This window comes from Terriglobus sp. ADX1, from assembly GCF_036877645.1.
Taxonomy (GTDB): Bacteria; Acidobacteriota; Terriglobia; order Terriglobales; family Acidobacteriaceae; genus Terriglobus.
The window spans coordinates 63568-87122 of the sequence record NZ_JAEDXV010000001.1 but is presented as its reverse complement, the minus strand read 5'-3'; the positions used below and the strand labels follow the sequence as shown (position 1 = coordinate 87122).

33 protein-coding genes and 1 pseudogene are annotated in these 23555 nt (G+C 56.5%); 11 read left to right on the top strand and 23 right to left on the bottom strand.

The genetic code is table 11. The annotated features are described in order from the left end of the window. Positions 1-3: 3 nt before the first annotated feature. From JAO32_RS00415 to JAO32_RS00405, 3 genes are read right to left on the bottom strand one after another with little or no spacing between them, the layout of a single operon-like run. Positions 4-543: a hypothetical protein gene (locus JAO32_RS00415; RefSeq protein ID WP_334236560.1), complete on the bottom strand. Its 540-nt coding sequence runs from the start codon at positions 541-543 to the stop codon at positions 4-6. A gap of 55 nt (positions 544-598) precedes the next feature. Then, positions 599-2572 carry a phage terminase large subunit family protein gene (locus tag JAO32_RS00410; RefSeq protein WP_334236557.1) on the bottom strand — a complete coding sequence of 658 codons (1974 nt, stop codon included), beginning with the start codon at positions 2570-2572 and terminating at the stop codon, positions 599-601. After that, on the bottom strand, positions 2569-3099 hold the full coding sequence (locus JAO32_RS00405; RefSeq protein ID WP_334236556.1) for a helix-turn-helix domain-containing protein: 531 nt from the start codon (positions 3097-3099) through the stop codon (positions 2569-2571). Before JAO32_RS00405 ends, JAO32_RS00410 begins: the two co-directional genes overlap by 4 nt. Positions 3100-3334: 235 nt before the next feature. Here JAO32_RS00405 and JAO32_RS00400 point away from each other — a divergent pair, with 235 nt between their 5' ends. Continuing rightward, complete coding sequence (locus JAO32_RS00400) at positions 3335-3691, top strand: hypothetical protein (RefSeq protein ID WP_334236554.1); 357 nt, start codon at positions 3335-3337, stop codon at positions 3689-3691. Positions 3692-3706: 15 nt separating this feature from the next. On the opposite strand, the gene JAO32_RS00395 is transcribed toward JAO32_RS00400, so the two are convergent. Further along, the gene (locus JAO32_RS00395) at positions 3707-4093 is read right to left on the bottom strand and encodes a hypothetical protein (protein ID WP_334236553.1); all 387 of its coding nucleotides are present in this window, start codon (positions 4091-4093) and stop codon (positions 3707-3709) included. 155 nt (positions 4094-4248) lie between these two features. Here JAO32_RS00395 and JAO32_RS00390 point away from each other — a divergent pair, with 155 nt between their 5' ends. Beyond that, a complete protein-coding gene (locus JAO32_RS00390; protein WP_334236552.1) occupies positions 4249-4431 on the top strand; it encodes a hypothetical protein in 183 nt (60 codons plus the stop codon). Here JAO32_RS00390 and JAO32_RS00385 read toward each other — a convergent pair. From JAO32_RS00385 to JAO32_RS00355, 7 genes are all read right to left on the bottom strand, one after another. Next, on the bottom strand, positions 4428-5894 hold the full coding sequence (locus tag JAO32_RS00385; protein WP_334236550.1) for a DNA cytosine methyltransferase: 1467 nt from the start codon (positions 5892-5894) through the stop codon (positions 4428-4430). The genes JAO32_RS00390 and JAO32_RS00385 overlap by 4 nt on opposite strands. Next, on the bottom strand, positions 5891-6640 hold the full coding sequence (locus JAO32_RS00380; RefSeq protein WP_334236547.1) for a DNA-methyltransferase: 750 nt from the start codon (positions 6638-6640) through the stop codon (positions 5891-5893). Before JAO32_RS00380 ends, JAO32_RS00385 begins: the two co-directional genes overlap by 4 nt. Beyond that, entirely contained in the window at positions 6637-6963 is a 327-nt protein-coding gene (locus tag JAO32_RS00375) for a hypothetical protein (RefSeq protein WP_334236546.1), read from the bottom strand. Before JAO32_RS00375 ends, JAO32_RS00380 begins: the two co-directional genes overlap by 4 nt. Continuing rightward, positions 6963-7934: a hypothetical protein gene (locus JAO32_RS00370; RefSeq protein WP_334236544.1), complete on the bottom strand. Its 972-nt coding sequence runs from the start codon at positions 7932-7934 to the stop codon at positions 6963-6965. Before JAO32_RS00370 ends, JAO32_RS00375 begins: the two co-directional genes overlap by 1 nt. A gap of 71 nt (positions 7935-8005) precedes the next feature. Next, positions 8006-8446, bottom strand: coding sequence for a single-stranded DNA-binding protein (locus JAO32_RS00365; RefSeq protein WP_334236542.1), 441 nt, complete (start codon positions 8444-8446; stop codon positions 8006-8008). A gap of 8 nt (positions 8447-8454) precedes the next feature. Next, positions 8455-8700, bottom strand: a complete 246-nt coding sequence (locus tag JAO32_RS00360; protein WP_334236540.1) for a hypothetical protein — start codon at positions 8698-8700, stop codon at positions 8455-8457. Further along, positions 8681-9043, bottom strand: a complete 363-nt coding sequence (locus JAO32_RS00355) for an HNH endonuclease (protein ID WP_334236537.1) — start codon at positions 9041-9043, stop codon at positions 8681-8683. Before JAO32_RS00355 ends, JAO32_RS00360 begins: the two co-directional genes overlap by 20 nt. 50 nt (positions 9044-9093) lie before the next feature. Here JAO32_RS00355 and JAO32_RS00350 point away from each other — a divergent pair, with 50 nt between their 5' ends. Continuing rightward, positions 9094-9417 (top strand): hypothetical protein, encoded by a 324-nt coding sequence (locus JAO32_RS00350; protein ID WP_334236535.1) that lies wholly within the window; start codon positions 9094-9096, stop codon positions 9415-9417. Positions 9418-9426: 9 nt separating this feature from the next. Next, positions 9427-9642 carry a hypothetical protein gene (locus tag JAO32_RS00345; protein WP_334236533.1) on the top strand — a complete coding sequence of 72 codons (216 nt, stop codon included), beginning with the start codon at positions 9427-9429 and terminating at the stop codon, positions 9640-9642. Positions 9643-9836: 194 nt separating this feature from the next. On the opposite strand, the gene JAO32_RS00340 is transcribed toward JAO32_RS00345, so the two are convergent. The 10 genes from JAO32_RS00340 to JAO32_RS00295 all read right to left on the bottom strand — a co-directional run bounded on the left by JAO32_RS00340 (position 9837) and on the right by JAO32_RS00295 (position 15833). Then, entirely contained in the window at positions 9837-10298 is a 462-nt protein-coding gene (locus tag JAO32_RS00340; protein WP_334236531.1) for a hypothetical protein, read from the bottom strand. After that, positions 10295-10501 carry a hypothetical protein gene (locus JAO32_RS00335; RefSeq protein ID WP_334236529.1) on the bottom strand — a complete coding sequence of 69 codons (207 nt, stop codon included), beginning with the start codon at positions 10499-10501 and terminating at the stop codon, positions 10295-10297. The genes JAO32_RS00340 and JAO32_RS00335 overlap by 4 nt, the downstream gene beginning before the upstream one ends. A 52-nt stretch (positions 10502-10553) precedes the next feature. Next, positions 10554-11834, bottom strand: coding sequence for a DUF1376 domain-containing protein (locus JAO32_RS00330; RefSeq protein ID WP_334236528.1), 1281 nt, complete (start codon positions 11832-11834; stop codon positions 10554-10556). 107 nt (positions 11835-11941) lie between these two features. Beyond that, positions 11942-13042 (bottom strand): DNA polymerase III subunit beta, encoded by a 1101-nt coding sequence (dnaN, locus tag JAO32_RS00325; protein ID WP_334236526.1) that lies wholly within the window; start codon positions 13040-13042, stop codon positions 11942-11944. Between the two features lie 11 nt (positions 13043-13053). Further along, on the bottom strand, positions 13054-13437 hold the full coding sequence (locus tag JAO32_RS00320) for a RusA family crossover junction endodeoxyribonuclease (protein WP_334236524.1): 384 nt from the start codon (positions 13435-13437) through the stop codon (positions 13054-13056). Next, complete coding sequence (locus JAO32_RS00315) at positions 13438-13626, bottom strand: hypothetical protein (protein WP_334236522.1); 189 nt, start codon at positions 13624-13626, stop codon at positions 13438-13440. Further along, positions 13627-13917, bottom strand: coding sequence for a hypothetical protein (locus JAO32_RS00310; protein WP_334236520.1), 291 nt, complete (start codon positions 13915-13917; stop codon positions 13627-13629). Continuing rightward, positions 13914-14936, bottom strand: coding sequence for a YqaJ viral recombinase family nuclease (locus JAO32_RS00305; RefSeq protein WP_334236518.1), 1023 nt, complete (start codon positions 14934-14936; stop codon positions 13914-13916). The genes JAO32_RS00310 and JAO32_RS00305 overlap by 4 nt, the downstream gene beginning before the upstream one ends. Before the next feature lie 232 nt (positions 14937-15168). After that, positions 15169-15525: a MarR family transcriptional regulator gene (locus JAO32_RS00300; RefSeq protein WP_334236516.1), complete on the bottom strand. Its 357-nt coding sequence runs from the start codon at positions 15523-15525 to the stop codon at positions 15169-15171. Then, the gene (locus tag JAO32_RS00295) at positions 15525-15833 is read right to left on the bottom strand and encodes a hypothetical protein (protein WP_334236515.1); all 309 of its coding nucleotides are present in this window, start codon (positions 15831-15833) and stop codon (positions 15525-15527) included. Before JAO32_RS00295 ends, JAO32_RS00300 begins: the two co-directional genes overlap by 1 nt. 157 nt (positions 15834-15990) lie before the next feature. Between JAO32_RS00295 and JAO32_RS00290 the strand changes: the two genes are divergently transcribed. The 3 genes from JAO32_RS00290 to JAO32_RS00280 all read left to right on the top strand — a co-directional run bounded on the left by JAO32_RS00290 (position 15991) and on the right by JAO32_RS00280 (position 17389). Beyond that, the gene (locus tag JAO32_RS00290; RefSeq protein ID WP_334236513.1) at positions 15991-16401 is read left to right on the top strand and encodes a hypothetical protein; all 411 of its coding nucleotides are present in this window, start codon (positions 15991-15993) and stop codon (positions 16399-16401) included. A 173-nt stretch (positions 16402-16574) separates the two neighbouring features. Next, positions 16575-16745, top strand: a complete 171-nt coding sequence (locus JAO32_RS00285) for a hypothetical protein (RefSeq protein WP_334236511.1) — start codon at positions 16575-16577, stop codon at positions 16743-16745. A 494-nt stretch (positions 16746-17239) separates the two neighbouring features. Then, the gene (locus tag JAO32_RS00280; protein ID WP_334236509.1) at positions 17240-17389 is read left to right on the top strand and encodes a hypothetical protein; all 150 of its coding nucleotides are present in this window, start codon (positions 17240-17242) and stop codon (positions 17387-17389) included. 225 nt (positions 17390-17614) lie between these two features. Here JAO32_RS00280 and JAO32_RS00275 read toward each other — a convergent pair whose 3' ends face one another. Beyond that, the gene (locus JAO32_RS00275; RefSeq protein ID WP_334236507.1) at positions 17615-18268 is read right to left on the bottom strand and encodes a LexA family protein; all 654 of its coding nucleotides are present in this window, start codon (positions 18266-18268) and stop codon (positions 17615-17617) included. A gap of 330 nt (positions 18269-18598) precedes the next feature. On the opposite strand from JAO32_RS00275, the gene JAO32_RS00270 reads away from it, so the two are divergent. The 3 genes from JAO32_RS00270 to JAO32_RS00260 all read left to right on the top strand — a co-directional run bounded on the left by JAO32_RS00270 (position 18599) and on the right by JAO32_RS00260 (position 21229). Continuing rightward, positions 18599-19147: a DUF1643 domain-containing protein gene (locus JAO32_RS00270; RefSeq protein WP_334236506.1), complete on the top strand. Its 549-nt coding sequence runs from the start codon at positions 18599-18601 to the stop codon at positions 19145-19147. Continuing rightward, positions 19126-19860, top strand: coding sequence for a hypothetical protein (locus JAO32_RS00265; protein ID WP_334236504.1), 735 nt, complete (start codon positions 19126-19128; stop codon positions 19858-19860). The genes JAO32_RS00270 and JAO32_RS00265 overlap by 22 nt, the downstream gene beginning before the upstream one ends. 256 nt (positions 19861-20116) lie before the next feature. Next, positions 20117-21229: a tyrosine-type recombinase/integrase gene (locus tag JAO32_RS00260; RefSeq protein ID WP_334236502.1), complete on the top strand. Its 1113-nt coding sequence runs from the start codon at positions 20117-20119 to the stop codon at positions 21227-21229. Between the two features lie 367 nt (positions 21230-21596). Here JAO32_RS00260 and JAO32_RS00255 read toward each other — a convergent pair. Beyond that, a pseudogene (locus tag JAO32_RS00255) lies at positions 21597-22099 on the bottom strand (glycerol-3-phosphate responsive antiterminator). Positions 22100-22583: 484 nt separating this feature from the next. Here JAO32_RS00255 and JAO32_RS00250 point away from each other — a divergent pair. Further along, positions 22584-23519 carry a glycerophosphodiester phosphodiesterase family protein gene (locus tag JAO32_RS00250; RefSeq protein ID WP_334236500.1) on the top strand — a complete coding sequence of 312 codons (936 nt, stop codon included), beginning with the start codon at positions 22584-22586 and terminating at the stop codon, positions 23517-23519. The last annotated feature ends 36 nt before the right edge of the window (positions 23520-23555 follow it).

The following is a 23555-nucleotide window of genomic DNA, read 5'->3' as shown; positions in this document are numbered from 1 at the left end:
CCACTAGCAAGACCTCCCAAAACCGGTTAGGACGCGGCGTCGCTGCACGCGCTCTCCGCGGTCTACCTTTTCCTGTGTCACGATGGATTTAAAGTGTGCGCGAAGAGTAACGAGCTCATCTACAGACATTTTCTTGATGCGCCTTCCGTGGATCTCATACTCTTCAACTCCGTCACCGGCGCGGCCTTCCAGAACAGCATCAATGGCATCCAAGCTGCGTTGTGCTTGGGTTCTCTGATCTGCCGCCGCCGCAGATGCGGCTAAATTTGGCAGGACAACACATGCTCCCTGGCGCAACGTGTGGCGTTCTCCGTTCTCGCTAAGGACAAACTCGACCCACGTATACGTATCAGGAGAGAAGCCCGCAGAGGTGGAGGCGGGAATAGTGGCGTTGAAGGTATCTCCGTCATTCGTTGCCGCCACGTCAAACTTCCCTGACGCGCAAATAAAGCGGTAAGAGAGCGACCAGCCGTTCGAGGGAACGTACTCGGCTACATAACGACTCCACTGCACCGTGTCACCGGCGCGAAACTGTGTCGGCACTGCATCTAGGCAATTCACAGCCAAGGCATATCAGCGGTTCTTGAATCTTGGCGAATCACCATACCTTAACTCGCTTCGAACGGCGACCGATGATTGATTGGACAGGTGGCTTACTTACGTCTACGGCCTCTTTCTCTTCATTCACTGGCTTAGCAGGAGGTGCCGCCTTTTCCACTACTGCCTTCTTTGCTGCATCGGCGCGTTCCAACAGGTTTTTGCGGATAGCCGCATATGCAGGCTTTAGCACACCGACGGCTGCGCGCGCGTAGACGAAGCAATCCAGGGCCTCGTTGCGCTCTCCCTTCTTGTGCCACTCCAGCTTCGCCACGAAGTCCTTTACCACCTTCACCAGCTTCTCGCTCGTCACCTGACGGAAATACTCCGAATCAAGGTCTGCGGAAAAGTGGCAGTAGCCCACGCCCGGTTTGTCATTCTGGAAGCAGGTGTAGATGTCTTCCTTCGCAGTGTCGACGCCAACGGTGTACAGCATAGCGTGCGATGGTCCTTGCTCGCTTCCGCGGCTAACCAGCGGCTTGCCGATGCCGGCACGCCCCACAATCGCATGCCAGCGACGAGCGGCGTTCTTCTTCGTGAAGTCATACACGCGTTGCGTGTGATGGCCCGCGGAGTCAAAGAGCGCCGCATGCACGCGCATCGTAACGCCGAGTTCATGGGGCATCTCTGAGAGCAGGTGGTCCTGCAGCGCAGCCCATGGGCTCAGGTCATTGCGGACCCTAACGCCGTCGACCGTAAGCGTCTCTGGCAGCGCCGGATCGCCACGGAAGATCTGATGGTCGACCACCCAGCGCTCGTCGTCCATGCCCCAGCCGATACGCGAGCACTCCAGGCGATCGTCCTGCACGTCGACGCCGGCAGTAACGAACAGCACACCGGCAGGAAGCATCTCTCCAAAGTTGGTCGCCGCCTTACGTTTCTCCAACTCGTGCAGGTCAGCGCCCTTGCCACGAATTTCCCATGTCTCCGCGAGGCGCGTGTTGATGAATGTCTTCTTCCGCTCCAGTGACTTCTTCGCGGCCAGCCACTCGTTTACGAGATCCGTCCAACGCAGCCATGGCGGGTACAGCGCATTGAGATGAAAGCCTGCGGTTTTTCCATCGCGCGACTGCGCGGTAGCCCGCCACTCACCACGACGAATCATCTCGAATTTCGAATTTTCACGGATTTCACATCCGTACTCGCACGCATAGAACACGTCGACGACGCGGCCGTCTTTCACGCCCTCTTCGCGGGTGAAGGTAAGTCTTTCCCATATGAGAGGCTGCATGGTTCCGCAGTGCGGGCATGGCACGTAGTACTTCCGTTTGTCGCTCTCCTCATAGGCCGCTTCGATGCGGCTGTGATCCTTAATGCCCGGCGTGGATGCAAGGATGTGCTTCCGATTCCAGAACGTCGTCGTGCGGCGCATCGCCAAGTCAACGGGATCGCCTTCAGTGCCTGCAGAATCCGGATAGCGGTCCACTTCGTCTGGCATGAGAATGCGGATGGGCATGGAGGCCAATCCGGCTGGAGCATTGGCGCCTGCCAGGATGAGTACGCCACCGGCGAATTCTTTATTGAGAAGGGTGTTGCCAGAGTCGCGGGCGCGCGGCGACGGAAACAGCTTCCGGAGAACCGGCGTCGCGCGAATCATCTTGGCGACGCGGTTCTTCGAAAACTTCTCCGCTTCGCCTTCAGAGGCCGAGACGAAGAGGATGGGGGAGGGTTGCCAGTGTGAAAAGTATCCTATCGCATTGAGCTGCGCTTGCGTTTTCCCACTTTGGGAACACATCATCAGCACGACGGTCTCAATGCCTACCTCTGTGATGGCATCCTGCAGGCCTCGCTGGTACTCGGCGGTAGACGTACGGAACTTACCAGGCAGCGCACCAGCCTCCGGTGGCACCATAATGTACTTATCCGCCCACTGCGAAAGCGTCATGGGCGGCGGTGGCGCGAAGCGCCCACGGGCCCTGCGTGCGGCAGCTACCAGTCGCGCCATGCCATCCGGCTTTGTTTGGTAGACACTCATTCTTCGTCATCCTCGGCGTCGGTGGCATCGCGAATGTCGTCGATCGTGGCCAGATTGGTTAAGGCCTGCTCGACGAAGCCGGTAAGGATGCGGATGGCCGCAGGTAATTCGGTCAACCCGATAATCTCCGGCGCCGCTTGGGATGGGATCGCCAGAAGTTGTGTCTGCACGGCCAGGTTGGCGGTCGACACGACGCGCTCCATGTCGGCGATCGATGCCACCTCGCCGCGAGCGCGGGCGAGCTGAAGTTCCTTTAGGTCAGCTTCGGCACGCGTCTTGCGGGCGAGTGCGACCTCATAGGTTTCCACTTCCTCGTCGGGGATGGCGGAGAGGCGGCCATTTCCGGTATTTCCGATCTGATAGGTGACGTACCAGGGGAGGGCAACCGCCCAATCGATGCGCCGCTTCTTACCCTCACCAGTGAAAGGTAAACCATTGCTGGTAATCCAGTTACGTACCGTGCGCTCGTCGACCAAGAAGCGTCCGGCTGCTTCCGCGATAGTCAAACTGGATGGATTTTCGGGCATTCCGCATCCACGATGAATCGGAAACGGAAATGATGGCAAAAAGTGCTGTCTCTAGGCAGGGCTGGCGGTGGCGCGTCACCCGTAATGCGGATGGGTGGGGAGGGACCCATGTGTTTTCCACAGGCATGCATTCCAATCACCAAACCTTATGAAGTTGGTGCAATAGGCGTTGACTTCATCAACACTGCCCTTTACGATCTCGGCAACACTGTTCCTCTATCCCCAGGAGTTAACCATGACCTACGAAGTTCGCGTCACGATCCACCAGAAGTCCTCCCTATACAAGCCGGACTACGGCGACATCACACGTCGCTTAGAAGGCAAAGGTTTTAGCCACCTGACGATGATTGGTGGGCAGGCATTCCACACACTTGGCGGAATGTATCGCCTTAATTCACAGCTTCTCACTACCGTGGCTTCTGTAGCAGCTTTGGTCGATTCGGCATTGCGCGGGATCGAATTCGAGATAAGCTACCAGGTCATTAAGGTTGAGTCTGAAAAGGATTACAACTTGAAGCCCGTCTCTGATGCATACGGCTATGCCTTGTCTGCCATCTACAAAGACACTCCGTTCGGATCCACCAAGAAGTAGGAGGCACGGCGCAGTTCAACCTTGCCTGCACCACACCTCACACACCACTGGACCGGCGACCTCACATGCTTGCTGGTCCAGCATCTCTCCTGTGTTGACAGCCAGATAGCGCCCGCCGTCGGTGCAGGTGGCCAGCCGCATCTCACCCGCCACCGTAAGCAACACGATGTCATCAGTGCGCACTGCGGCGCCAGGTGCCACACGCACAATATATCGTCCTGAGCCAGCGCGGAAGTACACACTGTCGGCCGGTATCTCCCATGAATGCAGCTCGTCGTCTCCGTGCCCGAACAGGATGCGCTTGAAGTTGGTTGTGGTTTGTGTCTCCGCTTGAGGTGCAGATACGGCAGATAGCAAAGCAGAATTGTGCGACGTTTCGCCGCAATCGTGCAGGTGTTCCATGGATTTCCTTGGGGGAGGTCCTATCTGATTGTTTGGAGATATGGCAATATGCGCCACGCATCCATAGTACATGTATCAATGCATACATTCATCAATTTATAACTTGATGATTCTGAATGGTTTATGCTGCATTAATGGGGAGTGCTAAGCCGCGCGTGACCGCTAAGAAGACCACAGACACTACTGACCGCTCTAAAGAGACCATCGTCAATATGTCCGTGAGGCTTCCTGAATCCGTGCATGAGCGCCTTCGCAAGCTGAGTTACGAGAAGCGCTTGTCCATGCATGCGGTTGTGCTCGAAGCGATCGAGAAAGAACTGAGCGCGCGGAAGTACTAAGCAGTAATACGGTCCACCTCCTGCATTCTCTCCGCAATCCATCGCACACACGGCACAGCCCAGCTATTTCCAAGTGCCTTATAGCGCGGACCATCCGCTGCTGGCTTTCCTCTGTGATCTACCAGTGTGTAGTCGTCCGGGAAGCCTTGGAGGCGTTCGCATTCGCGTGGCGTGAGGCGACGTACCGCCATCCCTGGTGCAACGTAAGCGCGACTGCTCCCACCATCGGCCGCGCGGAGACTCGCAAGATCTCCTGCATCCTCAGGCATCGCGCCGCCTTCGCGTCCGCGCAGATTAAATGCAGCCACGGCTACCTGCCCACCTGCGTTGCTGTGCGAGTCCTTGTGCCCCATAGCGCGTAGCGTGGGCGAGATGTCACCAACACCGAATCCGTTGCGGCCAGATGCCTTGCTATCGAATGCAATCGGGTTAGGGAAACCTCCCACGGCCAATAGCGTCTCCGTCTCGAAATCCTGCCTGCCCATTCCGCCTGCGTTCAGGCAGTGCGCGATGTGTCCCGTTGAAGAATAGGTTTGCCCCCCCATCACAGGGACTATCGGTGTTCCCCTTCCCGTGCCATCCTCCGACGCATCGAATCCTTCACCACGCAGGGAATGGGCAACGAGCAGGCCTTCGCGGCTTGCGTTGTCACCATAAGGATTGCCAGTCAGCGGCGGCGCGGATTGATTCAATCCGCCGTCGAGATCGAAGTCGGTTCCGAGTCCGCCACCGCCTGAAGGGCGCGCGCTAATTGTGGGGGCAACGTCTTTCCCCGTTTCCCTGCGTGGTGAAGGATGCCCCTGCAAGCTGTAGGCGTCAAAAAGTACCGCTGCGGCACGTCGCCAGTCTCCAAGATGTCCGACAACGAAGACGCGACGGCGCCGTTGCGGTACTCCGGCATACTGAGCGTCAAGCACTCGCCAGGCGACGCCGAAGCGTCCCGGTCCTGCTTCAGGGATGACCCCACTGTTTTGCCATCCACCCGCAGGGACTTCAACCATTCGTCCCGTGAATGCCGAGAGGATTGCCGCGAAGTCTTCGCCACCGGCGCTCGAAAAGACGCCGGGCACGTTCTCCCAAAGAAACCAGCGGACGCCGAGCCGGTAAGCAAGGAGAGTATATTCGAGCGAGAGCTCACCACGCGGGTCATCCAGTCCTGCTCGCTTTCCAGCGACACTGTAGGACTGGCAAGGGGTTCCTCCGAAGAGAACATCAATGTCTGCATGGCCGTGGGATCTCCGTATGTGGCGAGGTCGAATGGTTGTGAAATCACCCCATAGGATCGACTTGCCTTCTATGGAGTCTTTCGTGGTGTACACGCGCTGGTCGACAGCGTGATGACGCTGCTGCAGCACTGAGCGCGGGAACGCTTCAATCTCAGAGAGCAGCATGAAATTGTAGCCAAGGCCTTCACATGCGACAGATGCGGCCGATATGCCGTCGCACACACTGACTGCGTTCACGCCTCGACTCCGAACAGGACAGACTGGGATAGACGCTCCGCGGCCATCTCGCAGTACTCCTCCTTCAATTCAATCCCGATCGCCCTTCTTCCCATCTCTTTAGCTGCGTGGAGAGTCGTTCCACTTCCGCACATTGGATCAAGAACGATTTGCCCTTCATTAGTGAAGAGCGAAACCAATTCCTTCATTAAGGAGAGTGGCTTCCGAGTTTCGTGGCCATTAGATTTCCCGCCATGCCCAAAACCGGAGTCATGTTTGCAATGCGTGAATACGCCGCGCTTACCGCCGCCATTCCAGACACTGTGACCCTCACCAGCCCATGCCGCCACGATGCTTTCGTATCCCATCGCAGGACGATCACCACTTAATTGCGGCGCGCTGTCTGGCTTTACCCATATCATCGCCCGCCGATACTTGGCACCGGCATCCTCTAGAACGTCACGCCAAACTGGGACGGCTTCAGCCTGACAGAACGCCAGAACCCATCCGCGCGACAACCTGGCCGACTCGCTGGCAACAACCTTACGAAGTTCTTCCGTCATTGCTCCGAATGACAGCGGCGCTTCGTGAATTCGCCGAGCGCCCGAGGATAACCCTCTGCCGTTCAAACGCCGCCCTGGTGCGTGCGCCTCAGCTTCGTAGGGCGGGTCAGTTATGACGTGATCTACATCATCAAGCTGCGGCAAAATATCTCTGGCGTCACCGTGATAGATCGTGATTCCGTCCTGCTGGTAGTAGGGCTTCACAGCGCAGCCTCCGCCGGCACGACGCCGTTCTTCCGCCACGCATCGATGTCGTCCTGCATCTGTGGCCAACGGCCTTGGTGTGCGTATTCCATAACGCCCTGGACGTCATCACCTGACAAGAACTCGACGGTGTACGCATCGCTTCCCTCTTCACGGTGAAGCATGACATCTCGCTCAACCTGTAAGGATCGCTTACCAGTTCCCGCATTCCACTTACGACTGCGGCACTTCGATGATGCGCAGTGCGTGGGCACCGTGGTGCCCTGCAGCCATTCATGCCCACACACGTCACATACCCACGCTGCTCTGGTATCGGTCGCCATTAGTAGGCCACCTTTACATGGGGAACTTCTCCCTTTGCCATGGCCACGACAACATTCTTCGCAACCGTCTCAGGCAGACCGAGCTTCACAAAGCACTCGACAATCTCGCGATTTATCTTGCCGCAGTGGCGCTTGTTAGCCTCACGCCTCTCTTCAGCCTGCCTGGCCCGCTCTTCCTCGGCAGCTACACGCTGACGCTCACGTTCTACAGCCGCTTCAGCGTCACGTTTGGCTTGTTCGGCTATGGCTTCTGCACGACGCGTGCGCTCTTCTACTTCGCGCGTCGCACGCTCGGCAGCTTCCTGCGCTATACGCTTTTCGCGTTCTTCCCGTTGACGATCTAACTCTGCAGCACGAAGACGTTCCAACTCAGCGACTTCGGCATCTTTCTTTAGCCTCAGGTCTATCTCTCCCCCGATGCGGCGGAGCGCCGATTCAGAAGCATCCGAGTAGCGAGCTGCGAACTCTTGCCAGTCGCGTGAGGAGAAAGCTTCTACCTGCTGAGCGTTGGCCTGCAAGTATTCGATAGGGTCTGTCGAGGATGAGTGCGATGCAAGGAATTCTATTTGGGCAAGCGCATCCTCGTGTCCTTTGACGCGAGCCTTTTCGCGTTCTTCGTATTCCGTAAGGGGCCTCCGCGCCTCTTCTTTCAGTGCATCCAGCGCGTCCCTCATGCGCTTACGTTCGGCATCGATCACCAGCGCCTGCACTTTAATCTCCGATACCAGGTTCTTACCCAGTTCATCGAGATATGTTTTAGAAGACGCAACCTTGCGGGCAATCGACGCGATGGCCTTGCGGCCTTTCTCTGTCGAGATGTCCGGCTTGTGAGCGTCTACCATCTCGCGTACCTTCGCGATAGCTCCATCCAGACCGTTAGGCACGAAATACTCTGCTGGTGTCTTCTTGCCGGTAACGATGAGTTCTACCGGCGCTTCTGTGGTTTCCTGTACTGCAAGCGTCTGCGTCATGTGTGTGTTATGCACGCAAAACAGAAAAGCGGGCCAATTAAGGCCCGCCACTTACCAACACTCATTAATCCTCAAAAAGGCACATCTTCATTGTCCGCCACATACGCCTGACCGTAGCCGCTGGTTTCTTCAACGGCATATCCCGACGTATCACTGCGCTGCTGCTGTCCACCGTCCCGCTTACTATCCAGCAGTGTCAGGTCGTTGACGATAATCTCGGTGCGGTACTGTTTTCTGCCGCTGTCCTTATCGTCCCAACTGCGCGTCTGGATCTTTCCCTCAATCAGAAGCTTGCTGCCTTTGCCGACGTAATCGCGGATGATTTCTGCAGTGCGACCGAATGCCACCACGTTATGCCATTGGCTCTCATCTACCCATTCACCGTTACGTTTCACACGGTCCGGAGTGGCGAGCGAGAAGCTGGCGACCAACGTGCCTCCCTGCGTGCTCTTTACTTCAGGCGAACGCCCCACATTGCCAAGCAGTGTTGCCCTGTTTATGCCCTTTCCCATGACTCTCCTTAACAGTTCTCGCTTGCAATGCAGACGGGGATGATGTGTGGACGTTGCAGAATCTGCTCGACCATAGCTTCGGCAACCAGCGTGCGCTTGCCGTCATCCATCGTCATCTTCACGGCGAAGGGGTCCATCTCGGTCAGCTCGCCTACCTCTTCGTCCTCGCCGATTTCGTTCTGGATGTGTGCGCGGATAGATGCTTCGTCTTCGCCCATATAGAAATCGTCGCCTTCAGTTTTCATCAGCAGCATGTGGTCTTTCTTTCTTCGGAACAGGTTTACCGCCAGCGTTATGTGAGTTGCGATGGCACCAACGGTGCGCTGGTCCCACGTTGTCCAGGTTGTCGCCGTGCATGCGCTTGTTGCGGATGTGAGCCAATTCGCCCGCAGCGAACGCCACAGGCTTACCGCAGAAGCGACACTTTCCTTTGTGCTCAGCCCATGACTCTTCCCGTAATGCAGTCATGTCTTCGCCCTTCAGTCGTCCCGGGCGCGGCTTCTTCCGGACCGGATTGATGCGGGTGTAGCGCTTGAGTGGCGACCTCTTCACTTCGCCACCATGCCGCAAATGCACCCATTCGAGCCATTTCGACACCACTCATCTTGCGGTTGAATTTTCGCCTTGCATTCGCCTAGCGTTAAGTCATGAGCATGGACTACTGCACCAACAACCGGAACCGCGTGACGCATCCCAAAGCGCGCAGAGTATTGATGAACTTCATGCTGTGCAACGGCTGGTCCTGCCACTTTCTGGAAGCTGACGCGCGTACCGGCATCGGAACGCCGAACAAGCCACCCAGCAAGGCGCGCTACTACAACACGACTCCCGAACGCATCCTGGAACTGCGCGAGCGGTACGGCCTGCCACGCGTTCCAGAGAAAAACGATGTGGAGCATAATCTTTCCATCGGTCGCGGCAGCGTATGGCTCGACCTGCCCGAAGAGGAATACCAGAAGCTGCGCCGGTAGACTGACACCATGACCCTGTACGCCAAGCGCCTGAACCACGGCCGCTCCGAGATCTGGATCGATGACGGTCCGCACCGCGAGACTGCTACCAACAACATCCACTCGGCTTTGGAGAAGTACGCCGCGGACAAGATCGAAGCTTTCCGAGAACTCTTCTACGAAAGCATGGGAAGCATCGCCTCCGTAGAATCCACGCCAGAGATTGTTGATTACCTTTTCCTGTAGCGATACGCTGCGGACATGGAAATTCCGCTTCTCTCCGCAGAGGTCCATTTCCCTAGCAAGCGAATCTACATACGGGAATTTATAGTTCTTCCCGAGGTAGGCGACGTTCACTGTGGCTTCATTGTCGATGCGGTTGAACCCGCCGACGATGAACGCGAAGATGTTGACTTCATAATCAAGCTGGTCGACCTACACTAATGCACCGTCTCCATTCCAAACAGGTTCCCCTGATCCAGCACCGGTACGCAACGGATTGCCTCGAATAGCTCCTCGTCGTCACCCTGGAGCGGCACACTGAGCAGCGCATTCGCCCGCGACTTATCGGCCTGCGCTGTCGTGATGGTTTCAAAGCCCAGGTACACACGCAGATTTCCACGAAGCCTGCGCCAATCCGCGTCCAGAACATGGCAGCAGTTCTTGAAGCTCATGAAATAGGTGTGTATATCGCCATTCGGGTCTGCTTCGCGAAATAACCAGTCAACCGCCAGCACTGCATCATCCGTCGGCAGTCCGTCCTTCACATCGCGCGCTTCCTCTACAGCCGTGTCGATCATGCGCTTGTACATTGCATGCAGCGGCGTCGGGATGCGTGGAGCGATGCCATTCCAATATGGCATGCGCTCTGCAAGATCAATCTCTTTGTCTTCGTGGATCATTGACTCACCTCAGTGCTTACTTGCACCATTTCGGCGCTTTCGCGCAATTTCTTTTGTCGTTCTTCTTCGCGTTCGCGCTCCCATACCCTCTTGGCGCTCGCCATTTCTCGCAGGAAGTCCTTTGCGTCACTGGACTCCCGTTCAACCTTCCGCCGCTCAAGCACGATGGCCACGCATTCATTCACGTCTGCCATGGTTGGCATGAAGCGAGAGCGCTCCATGTGCATCCATAGGGCGTCTCGCAGCACGGCAACGCTATGCCGAAGCGCTATGGCTGACCACTGCCGCATCCACAACTCGGCCTGACCATCGACCAGCGTCTGGCTTGAGTAGTTCGCCACCATCTGCGACGCCAGCGTTTCCATTTCCGCCAGTTCTACCGGCCCCACCGAACGCGTTCGCGATGCGAGAGCGGTTGTCTGCGACTCGTTGCTCAGCAGGCGATCCAACGCCGCCTCCGTTGCCGGTTTGCCGTTGCCGATCCGCTCCATTCGCGCGGCCTCCATCACCGCTCCGTTGCCATTCGCTTTCGTGTTCGAGGTAACGCCCCTGGTGAAACCATGTCGCGCAGTGTGGTGTGAAATCGCCTTGCTGGCCAGCCGGAGATCGTGCGTACAGCAGCGCCCGGCTGTGCAGATACTCCAGCGCTTCCGCGGTCGTCATCACCGGCAGATCCTTGCCGCTTCGGAGATGCACCACAGCCCTGCGGATGGCTTCGCGGCTCTTCGGCGGTGCCGTCTTGCGAGGGTAGGTCATGCGAACCGCGTCCAACTCGGCCTCAGTGGGTTCGCGATGCGGACGCTCTTGCGCGGAACGCGCAGAGAGTTCTTCTTCGTTACGTTCCGTAACGTTACGTTCCGTTATTACCGGGACATCTGTTGCTTGTGTTGTCCTGCTTGCGCCTAGCTGAGCTAGGCATTTTCTCCATCCTTCGGGGCGATGGTCGGTTGAGTCAGAGCCCTTACCGCCGTTGCACGCGTAGCACAGAGGCTGGAGATTATCGATTCCATCGCTACCACCTTGATACAAGGGGACGATGTGGTCTTTAACGACTTCATATTCGTCCGACCCGCACTTAACGCAACGATCACCGCATAAATCCAATAAGGCTTTCCACTCTTCCGGAGTGTGACGGGCTTTCTGGCGCGCGACGGCAAGGCGTCGTGAGCGCTTAGCTGAGTTGCTTATGGATGGATCGTTGAGCTCCGATTCATCCCATCGCCTCGCAGTCGTGGATCGCCCGCCGCGCCGACGTGCTTCTGCTAGGCCTTGGGCTTCCTGCCATTCTTTGTAGCAACGAGGATTGTAGAGGCGGCCATCGCCACCTTTCTCAAACTCGTCCAGTACAACTTCTCGCACCTGATCCCACTCAGCACGCTTGCGGCTAAGCTTCGCAAGCAACCGCTCATCGTCTGGCAACATCCCATCTTCAGACTGAAACTGAGCCATGATTAAGTTGTGAAAAGCTCGGTACTGCGCGTCGTTCATATCCTGAACCGATGCGCTTCCGCACCAAGCATCTATGTCGTGTCTCATCCACGACTGCCATGCCTGCGGCATTTGAATCCTCTTTTCATTCACAAGGCAAAGAGAGTAAGACAGGGCGCGGCTGCAACCGCGCCCTAAGCTTTTGCAGGTAGTTCTCAGATACGCATAGGCATGACGACATATGTCAGCGATGTGGTGTCCGTAGGCTGCGTGCGCAGCATGACCGCGCTCTGATGATCCTTGATGCAGACCTCAACATCACCAGGCATCTTCGCCAAAGCATCCGCCAGGTACGCTCCATTCAAGCCGATGGATTCACTGGACGTCATCCCGGTAGCAACCTCCACGAAGTCGTCGGCCTCTCCCGCTTCCGCGTCATTCGCGAGGATCTTCACACCTTCCGGCTGGAATGTGCACTTGGCCGCTCCGCTCCTGCTATCTGCGAAGGCCGCGCTACGCTGCACTGCATGAAGCAGGTCTGCGGCGGCAACAGTAAAGTTGATGGGATATGCCTGCGGTACCACGGCGGCGTAGTTCGGGAACTGACCTGTCATGCGAAGCGATGTGATCTCAACAGCGCCGAAGCCTTCACGCTGCATCAATACACCGATCTTCTTGTCATCCCAGGAGATCGTTACCGATTCATCGCTGTCGATGAGAGCACCGAGCAGGATCTTACATAGCCCTGCAGGAAGCAGGACGGAGTTCTGCGGAGCGCCTTCAACAGCCATCTTGTACAAGCTCAGGCGATGGCCGTCCGTAGCAACAAGACGCAGCTCTCCATTTGCGACTTCGAGCAGCGCACCGTTTAGGGTGTACCGACTCTCCTCGGTAGAGATAGCGAACGCCACAAGCTTCAAGCCGCGTAGAAGCTCTCGCTGCTGCATCGTCAGTACATTTTGCGAAGCAGGAAACTCCACTGCGGGATAGCCGGATATGGCCATCGTTGGAACCTGAGCTCGACCTCGACCACACGTGAGCGTAACGCGCCCGTTATCCTGTTCTTTGAGCTTAACTTCATCTGCATCCTGCAACTTAACCCACGTACCCAAGCGTTCGCCAACGATAGCGATAGCCTCGCCGCTGTACGGCTCCTGCGTCTGTACGCGAATGGAGTGGTCCAGGTTGGTCGCCAGCATAGAGAGCGCACCATCGCGGCTCTCAATCTTCACGGTGGAGAGAATGGGGATTGTGACCCTGCGATCCAATGCAGGGCGAACGGTATCAAGGCAACGGCGAAGCGCCGCGGTTTTCATTTTCAATTGGCTCAATTCAGCACCTCGACGCTGATTTCGGTTCGTGCCTCTCGGCGTTCTGTGTCGTCGACTTCGAGTAGCCATCGCTTAACTCGCGCGTCGCTATGGATTACACCGGCGTCCACCAGGCCGTCGGCTATGCACTTCCACATGTTGTCGCCGTCTCCGCGCTGCGCCGGTCCAAGTACCACGCGCACGCTCAGTCCGTAACGCACTTTATTGCGTTCTCGCGTGGTCACCGGCGCCACCGTCCGGCCCGCCGCCGCATCGCGCACCATCAGCTTGAACATCTGCGCTTCAGGCTTCACGTAGTAGTGAATGCGCCCACGGCGGATGTATGGCTGCTTGTAGTGGTTCACGCTTGGCGGTGTGGCAGGAACAGTTAAGGAGAGCATCTAGACCAGCACGCTCCGCAGGTCGCGCATTCCGTGTACGACCTCATTGCGCATGGCAGGTGACAGGTGCATCACGATTCCTCGTTCGACCAAAGTGTCGAGGAGTGCGTCTGCTGTGTTGAGCGCACGGCGATACTCATGCTCGTACGTGTCGACTTCAACTTCGACCGTCTTCGTTATCACTGACATCTACTTCCCTCCTGAGTGCTTCATAAGCAGCGAGTCCGCCTTGTTCTCGGTGGCACGCTGCGCTTTGTTATTCGCCCATTGGGGCTGTTGTGAGCAAGCCGCCAGCAGTCTCTGCTTCTCTGCATCAACATGGTTGTCCGCCATCCGCTGCAGATCGTTCGCTGCCTCTGCTGTGTTTTCCCATCCCTCAAGCTCCGCCGTGAACGTGGCAGACACGAGCATGTTTCCGAATGGCTCCGTGGGGTGGCTGAATTTGCGGCCAGCGCTGGCGCTGATGGTTGTAACCTTCATTCCGCCACCTCAGCCAAGTCGTATTCACGCAGCACGCGCACAGGTTCACCGCGACGCTTGTACTTCTCTGCCAGGTGCGGCTGCTCCGCATCGAGCGCGCGCGCGTCGTAGCGCGACTGCCCGCTCTGCCACGTGAAGGTGAACTTCTTCCCTTCACTCGGAACCGCAACGTGTGTGCGGTCGCCCAGCAGCATGCGCAGCTTCTCGCGCTCCTGCTCCTTCTGCGCCGTCGCTTCTTCGATCTGTGCGTCAAGGTCTTTCAGGTTGGCAACAACGATGCGCAGCTCCGGCGAATCATCCGGCTCATGCACCGGCTTCTTGTACTTCACCTTAGGAAGCGCCTCCGCGTTGCGGCAGCCACGGCGATACACGCACTTCTCGCATCGGGTGTCGTTGAAGTCCGGCAGCGCCGCAGGCACGACACCGGCCTGCACCTGCTGCCAGAACGCTTCCTCTGTCGGCAGGATCACGTCCTGAATCAACTCCACGTGACGCTTCACAATGAAGTGCATGAAGCGGAACGTGTACGGCTCCAGCACCGCAAACGCGCCCCACTTCCAGCCAGTCGTCGCCAGTCCATGCTGCATCTGCAGCACGTAATGGTTCGGCATGCCTTCTTCCTGCATGTTGGCGAAGACATGCTGGTTGGCTGTCTTACATTCCAGGTAGCCGGGTCCAATGAGTCCCTGCGACAGCGTGGAAGACTGCGACGGAATCATGCGGTCACAGTTCACACGCATCCATGGACGCGCCGCATTGATACGCGTCGGCATCCGGCGGACACGCATGTCCGTCTCACGCGCGAAGCGGTCGGCAATCAGCGGCTCCAGCGCATGGCCGCGCTCAAAGAAGCCTTTCTCTGCATCGGTGTGTTCGTAATCAGGCTCTACGCCGCTCTTGTCATAGAAGAGAGCCCGTGGGCATCCGTAGCCTTCGGCGAGGACGGCGGCGGCATCGCTTCCTCCGATGCCCTTCTTCCGCTCGCCTAGCCACAGTTCTTGCTGTTCGATTGTTTGCATTACTGCCACCCGCTGTACGGGTTGACAATGTCCCGAATGTCGTCAAGTGGGAACAGGAAAGACTTGTAGACCTTCCAAAGGAATCCGAAACGTCTCTTTTTGCCGATGCAGCGCACATATCGCTCGAATCGCTCTACAACCAGAACTACATGGGCTACACCGCCTGGGAACCACGGGTCAGCAGTGACAACGATTACCTGATCTCCAGGACGAGGGTCACAAAAAATAATCACTACCGCACCTCCGCAGTCATCTCTACCCGCGGCAGCACAGCAGCGAGCAAATCCTTATTGGGGTTGAGTGCGATGACCACGGCAGAACGTTCCCGGCGGTCACCGGTGCAGCCTACGCGCCCCGCCAGCTTCAGTTCGGAAATGCGACCGCTGATGCTGTGCAGTGGCACGCCGAAGTGCGCGGCCAGTTCCTTCGCCGTCATGCCTAGGGGATGGCGACACAGCTTGAGGTACACCAACTCCCGGCTTGTCTGAAACTGCTCGGAGTGTTGCTCGAAGGCGGCGTTGCTGTTGGCGTCGCCACGATGGCGTGAGCGACAGATGTCGGCGGCGTGCGCCGCGTCCGCGGCCAGCACTACCGGCCTCCCAGAAGAGCGATCAGCAAGTGGGACACATGAACGGCGAGCTTGTACGCCGCGTAGTCGATTACGCCACCGGCGAGGAGGCAGAGGGCCAGAGGCAACGACCTGCCCGAAGCGCAGGGCTCATAGCGGCTGGACTCCACCTGCATCCGATCCATACGCAGCCGCGCCGCCTGGACGCGGGTTTGAACAGGAACCTTTTCCTTGTGTCGGGTCGTCCAGATTCCGCCAAGGGTGGAGACGGAGGAGGTGTCGGGTGTCAGCTTTAAAGAGCTGGCGGAAGATGAGATTGGATGGGACATGGTTGCCTCGTGAACGCGAATTATCGTCAACGTGTGACGATATTGCGTTATCAGGTGACAAGATGTCAACGTCAATCTTCTGTGGAAAACTACTTTCCCGAATCGGGAGAAGCTTTACGGGTACAATTCCGCCCATCCCTAACTTTGGAGTTCGTCCATGTTCAAATTCATCGCAGTGGCGCTCTTTGCGTTCACTATGTCTGCCTTTGCTGCCGAGAAAATCCCCTCCGGTTCAAAGATCTACATCGAGCCCATGGAAGGCTTCGAAACTTCCGTGACCGCCGCCATTATCAAAAAGGACGTTCCAGTGAAGATCGTCGACGCTAAAGAGAAGGCCGACTATATTCTCAGCGGCACATCTTCCTTGGAAAAGGCCGGGTGGGCGAAGACTATATTTGTGTCTCCGAAGGCTGCGGCACATGCGGCCGTGCAGCTCAAGACCACAGACGGCACCTTAATTTGGGCCTACTCGGTGGACAAAGGGAGCGCTTACCACGGTGAACAGAGCACTGCCGAGGCGATCGCGAAACATATGAAGGGCGAGGCGGTAGCTGAGGCGAAGAAGTGAGGAGGCCGCTAGTTATATCCCTTGCAACCCTGGCAGTCCTTGGGGTCGCGGCCTGCTTCGAGTGGCGCTATAGCTCGGATATGCAAGAGCATATTTCCCGCGTCAACTCGGATCTTCGATCTGTAGATCTAGATTCGGCTCTTTCAGCCGGCCTCTTAGGCTCTCTTGGAGTGATGCGAGAGCGCATAGAAGTGGGCACGGAGATCATTGAGACCCATGATTACGTGCATACGCTCAAGGATGAGGTTCTGGCCTGGAAGATTAAGAAGACAGTCGAAGAGAACGACACTGTCGGACAAGCAACGTATGCGGTAATTGCAAGATGGCCGAAGCTCATCGAGTAGGAAAACCCATCTGGACGAACAACGCCCACCTCTATGAGGTGGGCAGACCTCTTTCAGGGCTAGCGACATCGCCAAAGTGATCGGCGGGCGAGCACGGGTGGGATTATTTTGAGGATTGTGGTACGAGATTCCCACAGCATTAAAGCGGGTGCCGCACTCCACGATTGCATCGATTCTTGGGCATTTTGCAAATGTTTCGCCTTTCTGACCACAAGTTCCACAAACGCACGTGGATACCGCCCTACATCTTGTGCTTGATTTCAGAAAATGACGTGGTAGCCTGACAAAAGGTAAGCATAAAGAGAAAGGCCGACGGTAGTAACCCCGTCAGCCTCTCCGATTATGTAAGCGACTCGGGAAAGTCGCGTTGTTGAGTTAAGACTAGCCGCCAACTAGCTGCTTGTCAATTCCTCAATACCTTCGAATGACCGCCAAAACGATCCGGGAAGATCGCGCTGGCGCCGCCATCAACCCCAAGCCCCAAGGAGTAACCCATGGGTGGAAACAATCGTCGTCAGGTCCCCTCGGAAGGGGAACTCGTATTTACGCCGTATATCACCCGCTATGGCAAGCGAATTTATCACCCGAATTACCGCAACGGTGGTGTGTTTGTCTTTCCTGCTCGTGAAAAGAAGAACGGTTAACCTGCAAGTTCTCAGCTTGCAGCGAAAGTGGGTCGCCAGTTTTGGCGGCCTTCTTTCATTTTGTCACGCCCAAAAGCGTGCTTTCTTTACATAAGAAAGATGCTACATGTTTTCGAAACGCGCAAGAAAAATAACTCGCAAAGTGAACTTTTAATTTGCACCTAAAATTTCACTCTGATTTTTTCATTTCGGTTTGCAATCAATTGCAGCGATTTCGAAACGGATTTATCGGCGCCTATACCGGTGATGCTCCACCATCGTTCCCACGATCTCAATATGCTGCTCAGTTGAGTGCAGCGTTTCGTAGGCCGGATTCAGCGGCACCAGGTCAAAGCGAATATTTCCGGTGTTCGGATCTACGCCGCGGCGGTGGTATCGCTTAAAAGTCGCTTCCCCGCCCTGATCCTTACCCACTACAAAATCTTCAGGTTGCGGTGCAATCTCCGGATCAATGACGACGATGTCGCCTTCTCGGAACTCCGGCATCATGGACTCACCCCGGACGCGTAGGGCGAACGTGTTCTCTGAGTGTCCGCCCATCGTCGGAATGAAGTCCGTCATTTCCTCGTCGCGGAAATAGGGCGCCACGCCAGCGAAGGCTCCAGCCTGGATGTAGTCGAGGACGGGAACAAGTCGCCCGTTAATCCTTACAGGCTCTACGTTTGCGTCGAATCCGGCAAGCTGGGCCTCTGTTACCTTCAGCCCCTTCGCCAACATGGGGAGGTACGGCGAAATCACATCCATCTCACCGCGCTCAATCTTAGAGAGCGTGGCTTGATGCATGTTGAGTCGTCGGGCAAGTTCCCTTTGTCCGATGCCCAGCTTTTCTCGGAAAGCTTTGATTCTGTTGCCTATCTCGTCCACGATCCCATTTGACATGAAAAAAAGATCGCTTCTGATAGCAATATGTGATTGCGTCATACAACAGTTGACGCTATATTCTTGTCAGAGTTTGCATAACACACTCGCAAACGCGAAAGAGGAACCCATGTCCTACCCAATGCTTGCCGCCGACCTTGTGCTGATCGTTTTCTTCTTCATGGTTCTCCATGTTTCCAGTAAGCCCACCATCGTCCTGTGAAGCTTTGCCCTTACTGCCTGCAACAGAACCCTGCGCCGGAACACCTGAAGCACCACGAAATCAGTCCGTCGCCACTGCAATACGAAAACCAGCGCATGATTGCCGCGCGAAGCGGCACGGAGGCATAGATGCCCCACGATCCCGGAGGAAAGAGCCTGTTCCCGCTGCCGCCACATGTGCGCGGATCGGCTGACTTCGACGGCCCGAACGACGAGTACCGCTACCGCCTGGAGCGTGTATGGGACCAGACCAGGCCTGCCTGCATGTTCGTCCTGATGAATCCTTCCACGGCCACGCCGGAAGTCGATGACCCCACGGTGCGGAACTGCCGCCTCTATGCCGAGCGGTGGGGATTTGGGCGGCTGCTGATTGGCAACACGTTCGCCTACCGGCTCACAGATTCGAAACTGCTGCATAAGGTCGAGAAGCCCATCGGGCCATGGAACGACCTGTACCTGCTGAACATGGCCAGCGACGCGGAGCTCATTGTCTTCGCCTATGGCAAGCCCCACCGCTCGCTACAGGATCGCGGTCGCAAGGTAGCGCAGATGTTCCGCGACCGAGGCCACGACCACAAGATGCATGTGCTGGCGCTATGCGCAGACGGCACGCCAAGCCACCCGCTATACAAGAGGGCTGACCTGCAGCCGATTCCATGGAAGGAGTTCGCCCGGTGAGCCAAGGCAAGCCTAAGTACGTCCCATGCGCCTGCGGCTCAGATCGAGCCTACCCCGGAACGGGAAAATGCCGCGCATGCACTGCAGACTCATTTCGCAAATACCACTTCACGGATGCCACCGATAAGGCGATCCGGGGAGCTTATAGCGACGCCACTAGCCGTAAGGATTTTTCAAAGCGCGTAGAGGCAATCTGCAAAGCGCATGGGTGGCCGCGCCACGTCATCTACTTCCGCGCTCAGACGCTGGGACTGACCAACGGCTTCCGCAATCCGTGGAGCGCGAAGGACATCGGCTACCTGAAGCTGCACGCCGGCACAAAGAGCCTCGACAGGATCGCGCAGGAGCTTGGCCGGTCCTATGAAAGCACCAAGGCGCAGGCGAGCGCTCTGCGGTTAAAGACAAAGGTCTGGACGGGATACTCGCTCCGCGATGTCTGCGAGCTCTTCAGCATCCACCGCCGCAAGCTGTGGGACTGGAGCAAGCTGGGATGGCTGACCGTCGACGCCGAGGGCCGCTATACCCACGCCGCGCTGCAGCGGTTCCTGCGTGACCACATGGACGTCATCGACCTGCGCCGCATTGAACCGAATTGGCTTAAAGAAACCCTACGCGAGATGCTTGCGAGGGTAGAAGATGACGGGCCGCGCCACGAAGGAAACGGCGCGAGAGAAGCAATGAATCAGACACCAGGGAGATCACTCGCATGCTAAGTGCACATCAGACAAAACAGCCCGCAAGTAGTGCGCGAAGGCTTCCTGCAGCTCGGCAGAAACATGCTCAGGAGCGCCCCGACCGGTATTTCTTAAGCCTCGAAGAGGCTGCGCGGACATTGGATATGTCCTATTTCACTCTTCGTGATTGGGGCCTGTCGGGAAGAATTACGACTCACAAATTCGGGTCAAAGGTGAAGATCTCGAACTTAGAAATGGACCGCATTATTGCGGAAGCTGAGCGGCCACGCCTCGCATGAATCGAGACGGAGTTTTTCAACGTAAGGACGCGCCCGGCTGGTACATCAGCTATGTCGACGCAAAGGGTAAGCGCCGCAAGAAGAAAGTCGTAGCGCACACGCGGCGCCAGGCCCTTGACGCCCTGACGGCGATGAAAGCTAAGGTGCAACGCGAAGAGCTCCTGGGAGTAAAGGAAGCATCGGACGTCAGTACGGCGGATGCACTCAAGCGATTCCTGAACCATCAGAAGACTCAAGTCGGTGCAGAAACGCTTGATCGGCAAACCGGCATCGTGAAGAGGTTGCAGAACTCGCTGCCGAAACTCCTGAAAGACATCGATCGCGCGGCCGTGAATGAATATGTGGCAAAACGCTCTGAAAAAGTAGCGCCCGCCACCGTCCACAAAGAAATTGACGTACTGAAGCGCGCCCTTACCTTGTGCATCGAGTGGGAACTCATCCTGCAGAATGTTGCAACGCGTGTGACGCTGCCTAAACTGCCAGAAGGAAGAACCGTATATCTCACTCCGATTCAATTCAGAAAAGCTCTTGAAGAGGCGCCTACATGGGCGCGGGAACCGATAGCCTTCTCAGCGTTTACCGGCATGCGCCGCGGCGAAGTCGTCAAGTTGAGATGGCCCGACCTGGATCTTGTCCGGTGCCTCTCCTATTTGAGGGACACGAAGAACGGGACAATGCGCGTCGTCCCACTTAACCGCGTGGCCATGCAGGTGATTACGGGGGTTGCTCTTCGCCTTCTGGAGAAACGGGGCCACTGGACCGAAGACGGCCTTACACCGAAGCTCACAGCAATTCTCATGAAGACCGACGAACCGGTCTTCCATGGATTCACAAAGGAGAATCTTAGCGTGGCCACCCGCCGCCTATTTATCCGCCTGGGATACGAAGGGGCCAGCTATCACTCACTCCGCCATACTGCGGCTTCATGGCTCGCCATGCAGCGCGTCCCCCTGTACGACATCGGCCAGATTTTAGGACACAAGACGCCCAAGATGACGATGAGGTATGCCCACCTGTCCCCGGACTACAAGGCGAACTCGATTTCTGCAATCGACCAGGCTTTACTGCAGGGCGAAAATCCGGGACTCCCACGGGACCAAGAAGGCTAGATTTGCCACGATTTCGCACTACTCTGGACTACATGACGCGTAGCGTACTATTTGCCAAACAACCAGTGTTTATGCGGCTTTTACTAATGTTTACGGGGATGACCCACTACGCGTTACTCGCCCTTTCACGGCGGTAACACGGGTTCGAATCCCGTCGGGGACGCCATTCCCAATCAACAACTTAGAGCGCAGTTCACGTTAGATCCGCCCGGTCACTCTGTGGTGACTAAGCGCTTCCTATGCCTCCACAAGAGCATTCCTTTTCATGACCCTATCCATCTTGCTCATTGCAAGGTTGTATTCCATGCCTTCCCTGCCAGGTTCAACGCGCGGTTGTGGCATTTGAGGGGCAATGGAAACGTGCTCTCTAAATCAGCCAAAGTTTCTCATTGCTTACGGTCACGGAATTGATTCCGGCATCGAGCAACTGTTCAATCTCGCGAACAGTCTCGATTAATCCTCCACCAATGATTTTCATCCGGGGTTGAACGGCATGAATGCGCTTGGATACTTTTGGTGCCACTGCAGCTGGTAGCACTTCAATCGCGTCGGGCGTAAATTGCGCGAGCAATTTCACCGATGCGATTACAGCTGCGGAATCAATTGCAAATGTTCTCTGCACGGTAAAAGGCCGAGACTCTGCGCGACCTTCAAAACATCAAACCGCGTGGAAACGATGCCTTCCACCTTATGCGCCGCAAGGTATTCAATCGCCTCGCGGTCGCGACTAAGGCCGTTCAGGAAATCCACGTTCACAAGACACCCTTTGCCTGAATCGCGTGCGCGCTTTACGATCTGCGGCAGGGTCATAGGATTGCCCGTAAGCAGATAAAGGCTCTTGGGAGGGGCATGCAACGCAGCCTCGAACATATCCATTGTGTTGACAGCCGCAATAATTGGGGAGCTCAGCAGGCGGTCAGAGAGCGATGGAACAGAACTCCGCGAATCGTTGACCTCACCTGTTGCATGGTATGCACCGATTCTGTTCGTTGATTCCATTGGCACCTTCTTTGGCCCTGACTCCCTAGAGCAGTTGCCTTTGAGATGCAAAGGCATGAGAAGTCTACTTGAAGTAGCGTTCAGGTTTGAAGAGTCGAAAGTGTAGCAGCAATCTGCTCTCTGGGAGAGCAACGCTGGCAGCGCTACGGATCAAGATGTTTGACAGCACTATCTAATCCATTTACGGTGCTCTGCGAAGCGGAATATGGAGACCGCCCCTTGGCCTAATGGCTGCGGGGCGGTTTTGTCTTTTACGGAGAGGCAGCGGAGGAAAGCATCCGCCCAGCGAAGCCACCTTCATTCAAAGAAGAAGTGGGGCGATGATCTGTGTATCAACGTCCGAATCGGAGTGTGCATGTTGACATTGATGAAAGTCGGGCTGGCGGCAGCCATCGCATCGACATTATTTGCAACGCAGGTAAAAGAGATTCACGTCCTAAAGATTCGCAATCAAGCGGATACCCAGGCGTTCTTTCATTACGCCGGTAAGAATCTCCCGATCATTAGCGCACATCGTGGCGGCTCAGAGCCTGGATATCCCGAAAATACGATTTTGGCATTTCAGCACACACTCGAAAACACGCCAGCAATGTTCGAGTTAGATCCTCGTTTGACCAGCGACAACAAGCTCGTGGTCATGCACGATGCAACACTTGATCGCACCACAATGGGACATGGCCCTGTAAGCGCTATGACCTTGTCACAGCTTCAATCACTCACCATGAAGGACGTCAACGATAAAGAAGTTGGTACGCATCCACCTTCTCTCGATGAAATGATCGAGTGGGCGAAAGGCAGGACGATCCTGAATCTCGACATCAAAGATGCTCCCGCCGAACGGCGCCTTGCCATCGTCAGAAAGCATGATGCTTTCGCGACCGTTCTGTTGACGGTGCACGACGCGGATCAAGCCAAATTCTTTTATGAATCTGACCACCGCAGCCTGCTTGCATGCGTCGTTTTCACGCTCGAACAAATGAAAACCTATGAAGACGCCGGCATTCCCTGGGCCAACATTGCCATCGCTTACGTGGGCTCGAAGAGCCTCGCCGAAAGCCAGCCTCTCTACAATGCCTTGCATCGGAAAGGAGTGATGGTGATGGTTGCCACTGCCCCCAGCTACGACAAACTTCCCACTCCATCAGAGCGTGCCGCAGCCTATCGAAAAGTCATCGAAGATGGCGCCGACATTCTTGAAACGGATCGCCCCATCGAAGCCGCACAGGCCCTTCAACCGTTGTACCCCCAGCGAAGTGATCGATACCGTTTTTGGGCCACGGGCAGCAGATAGGCCCTCATTACGCCTGCGCAGCTAAATGTTGACAAG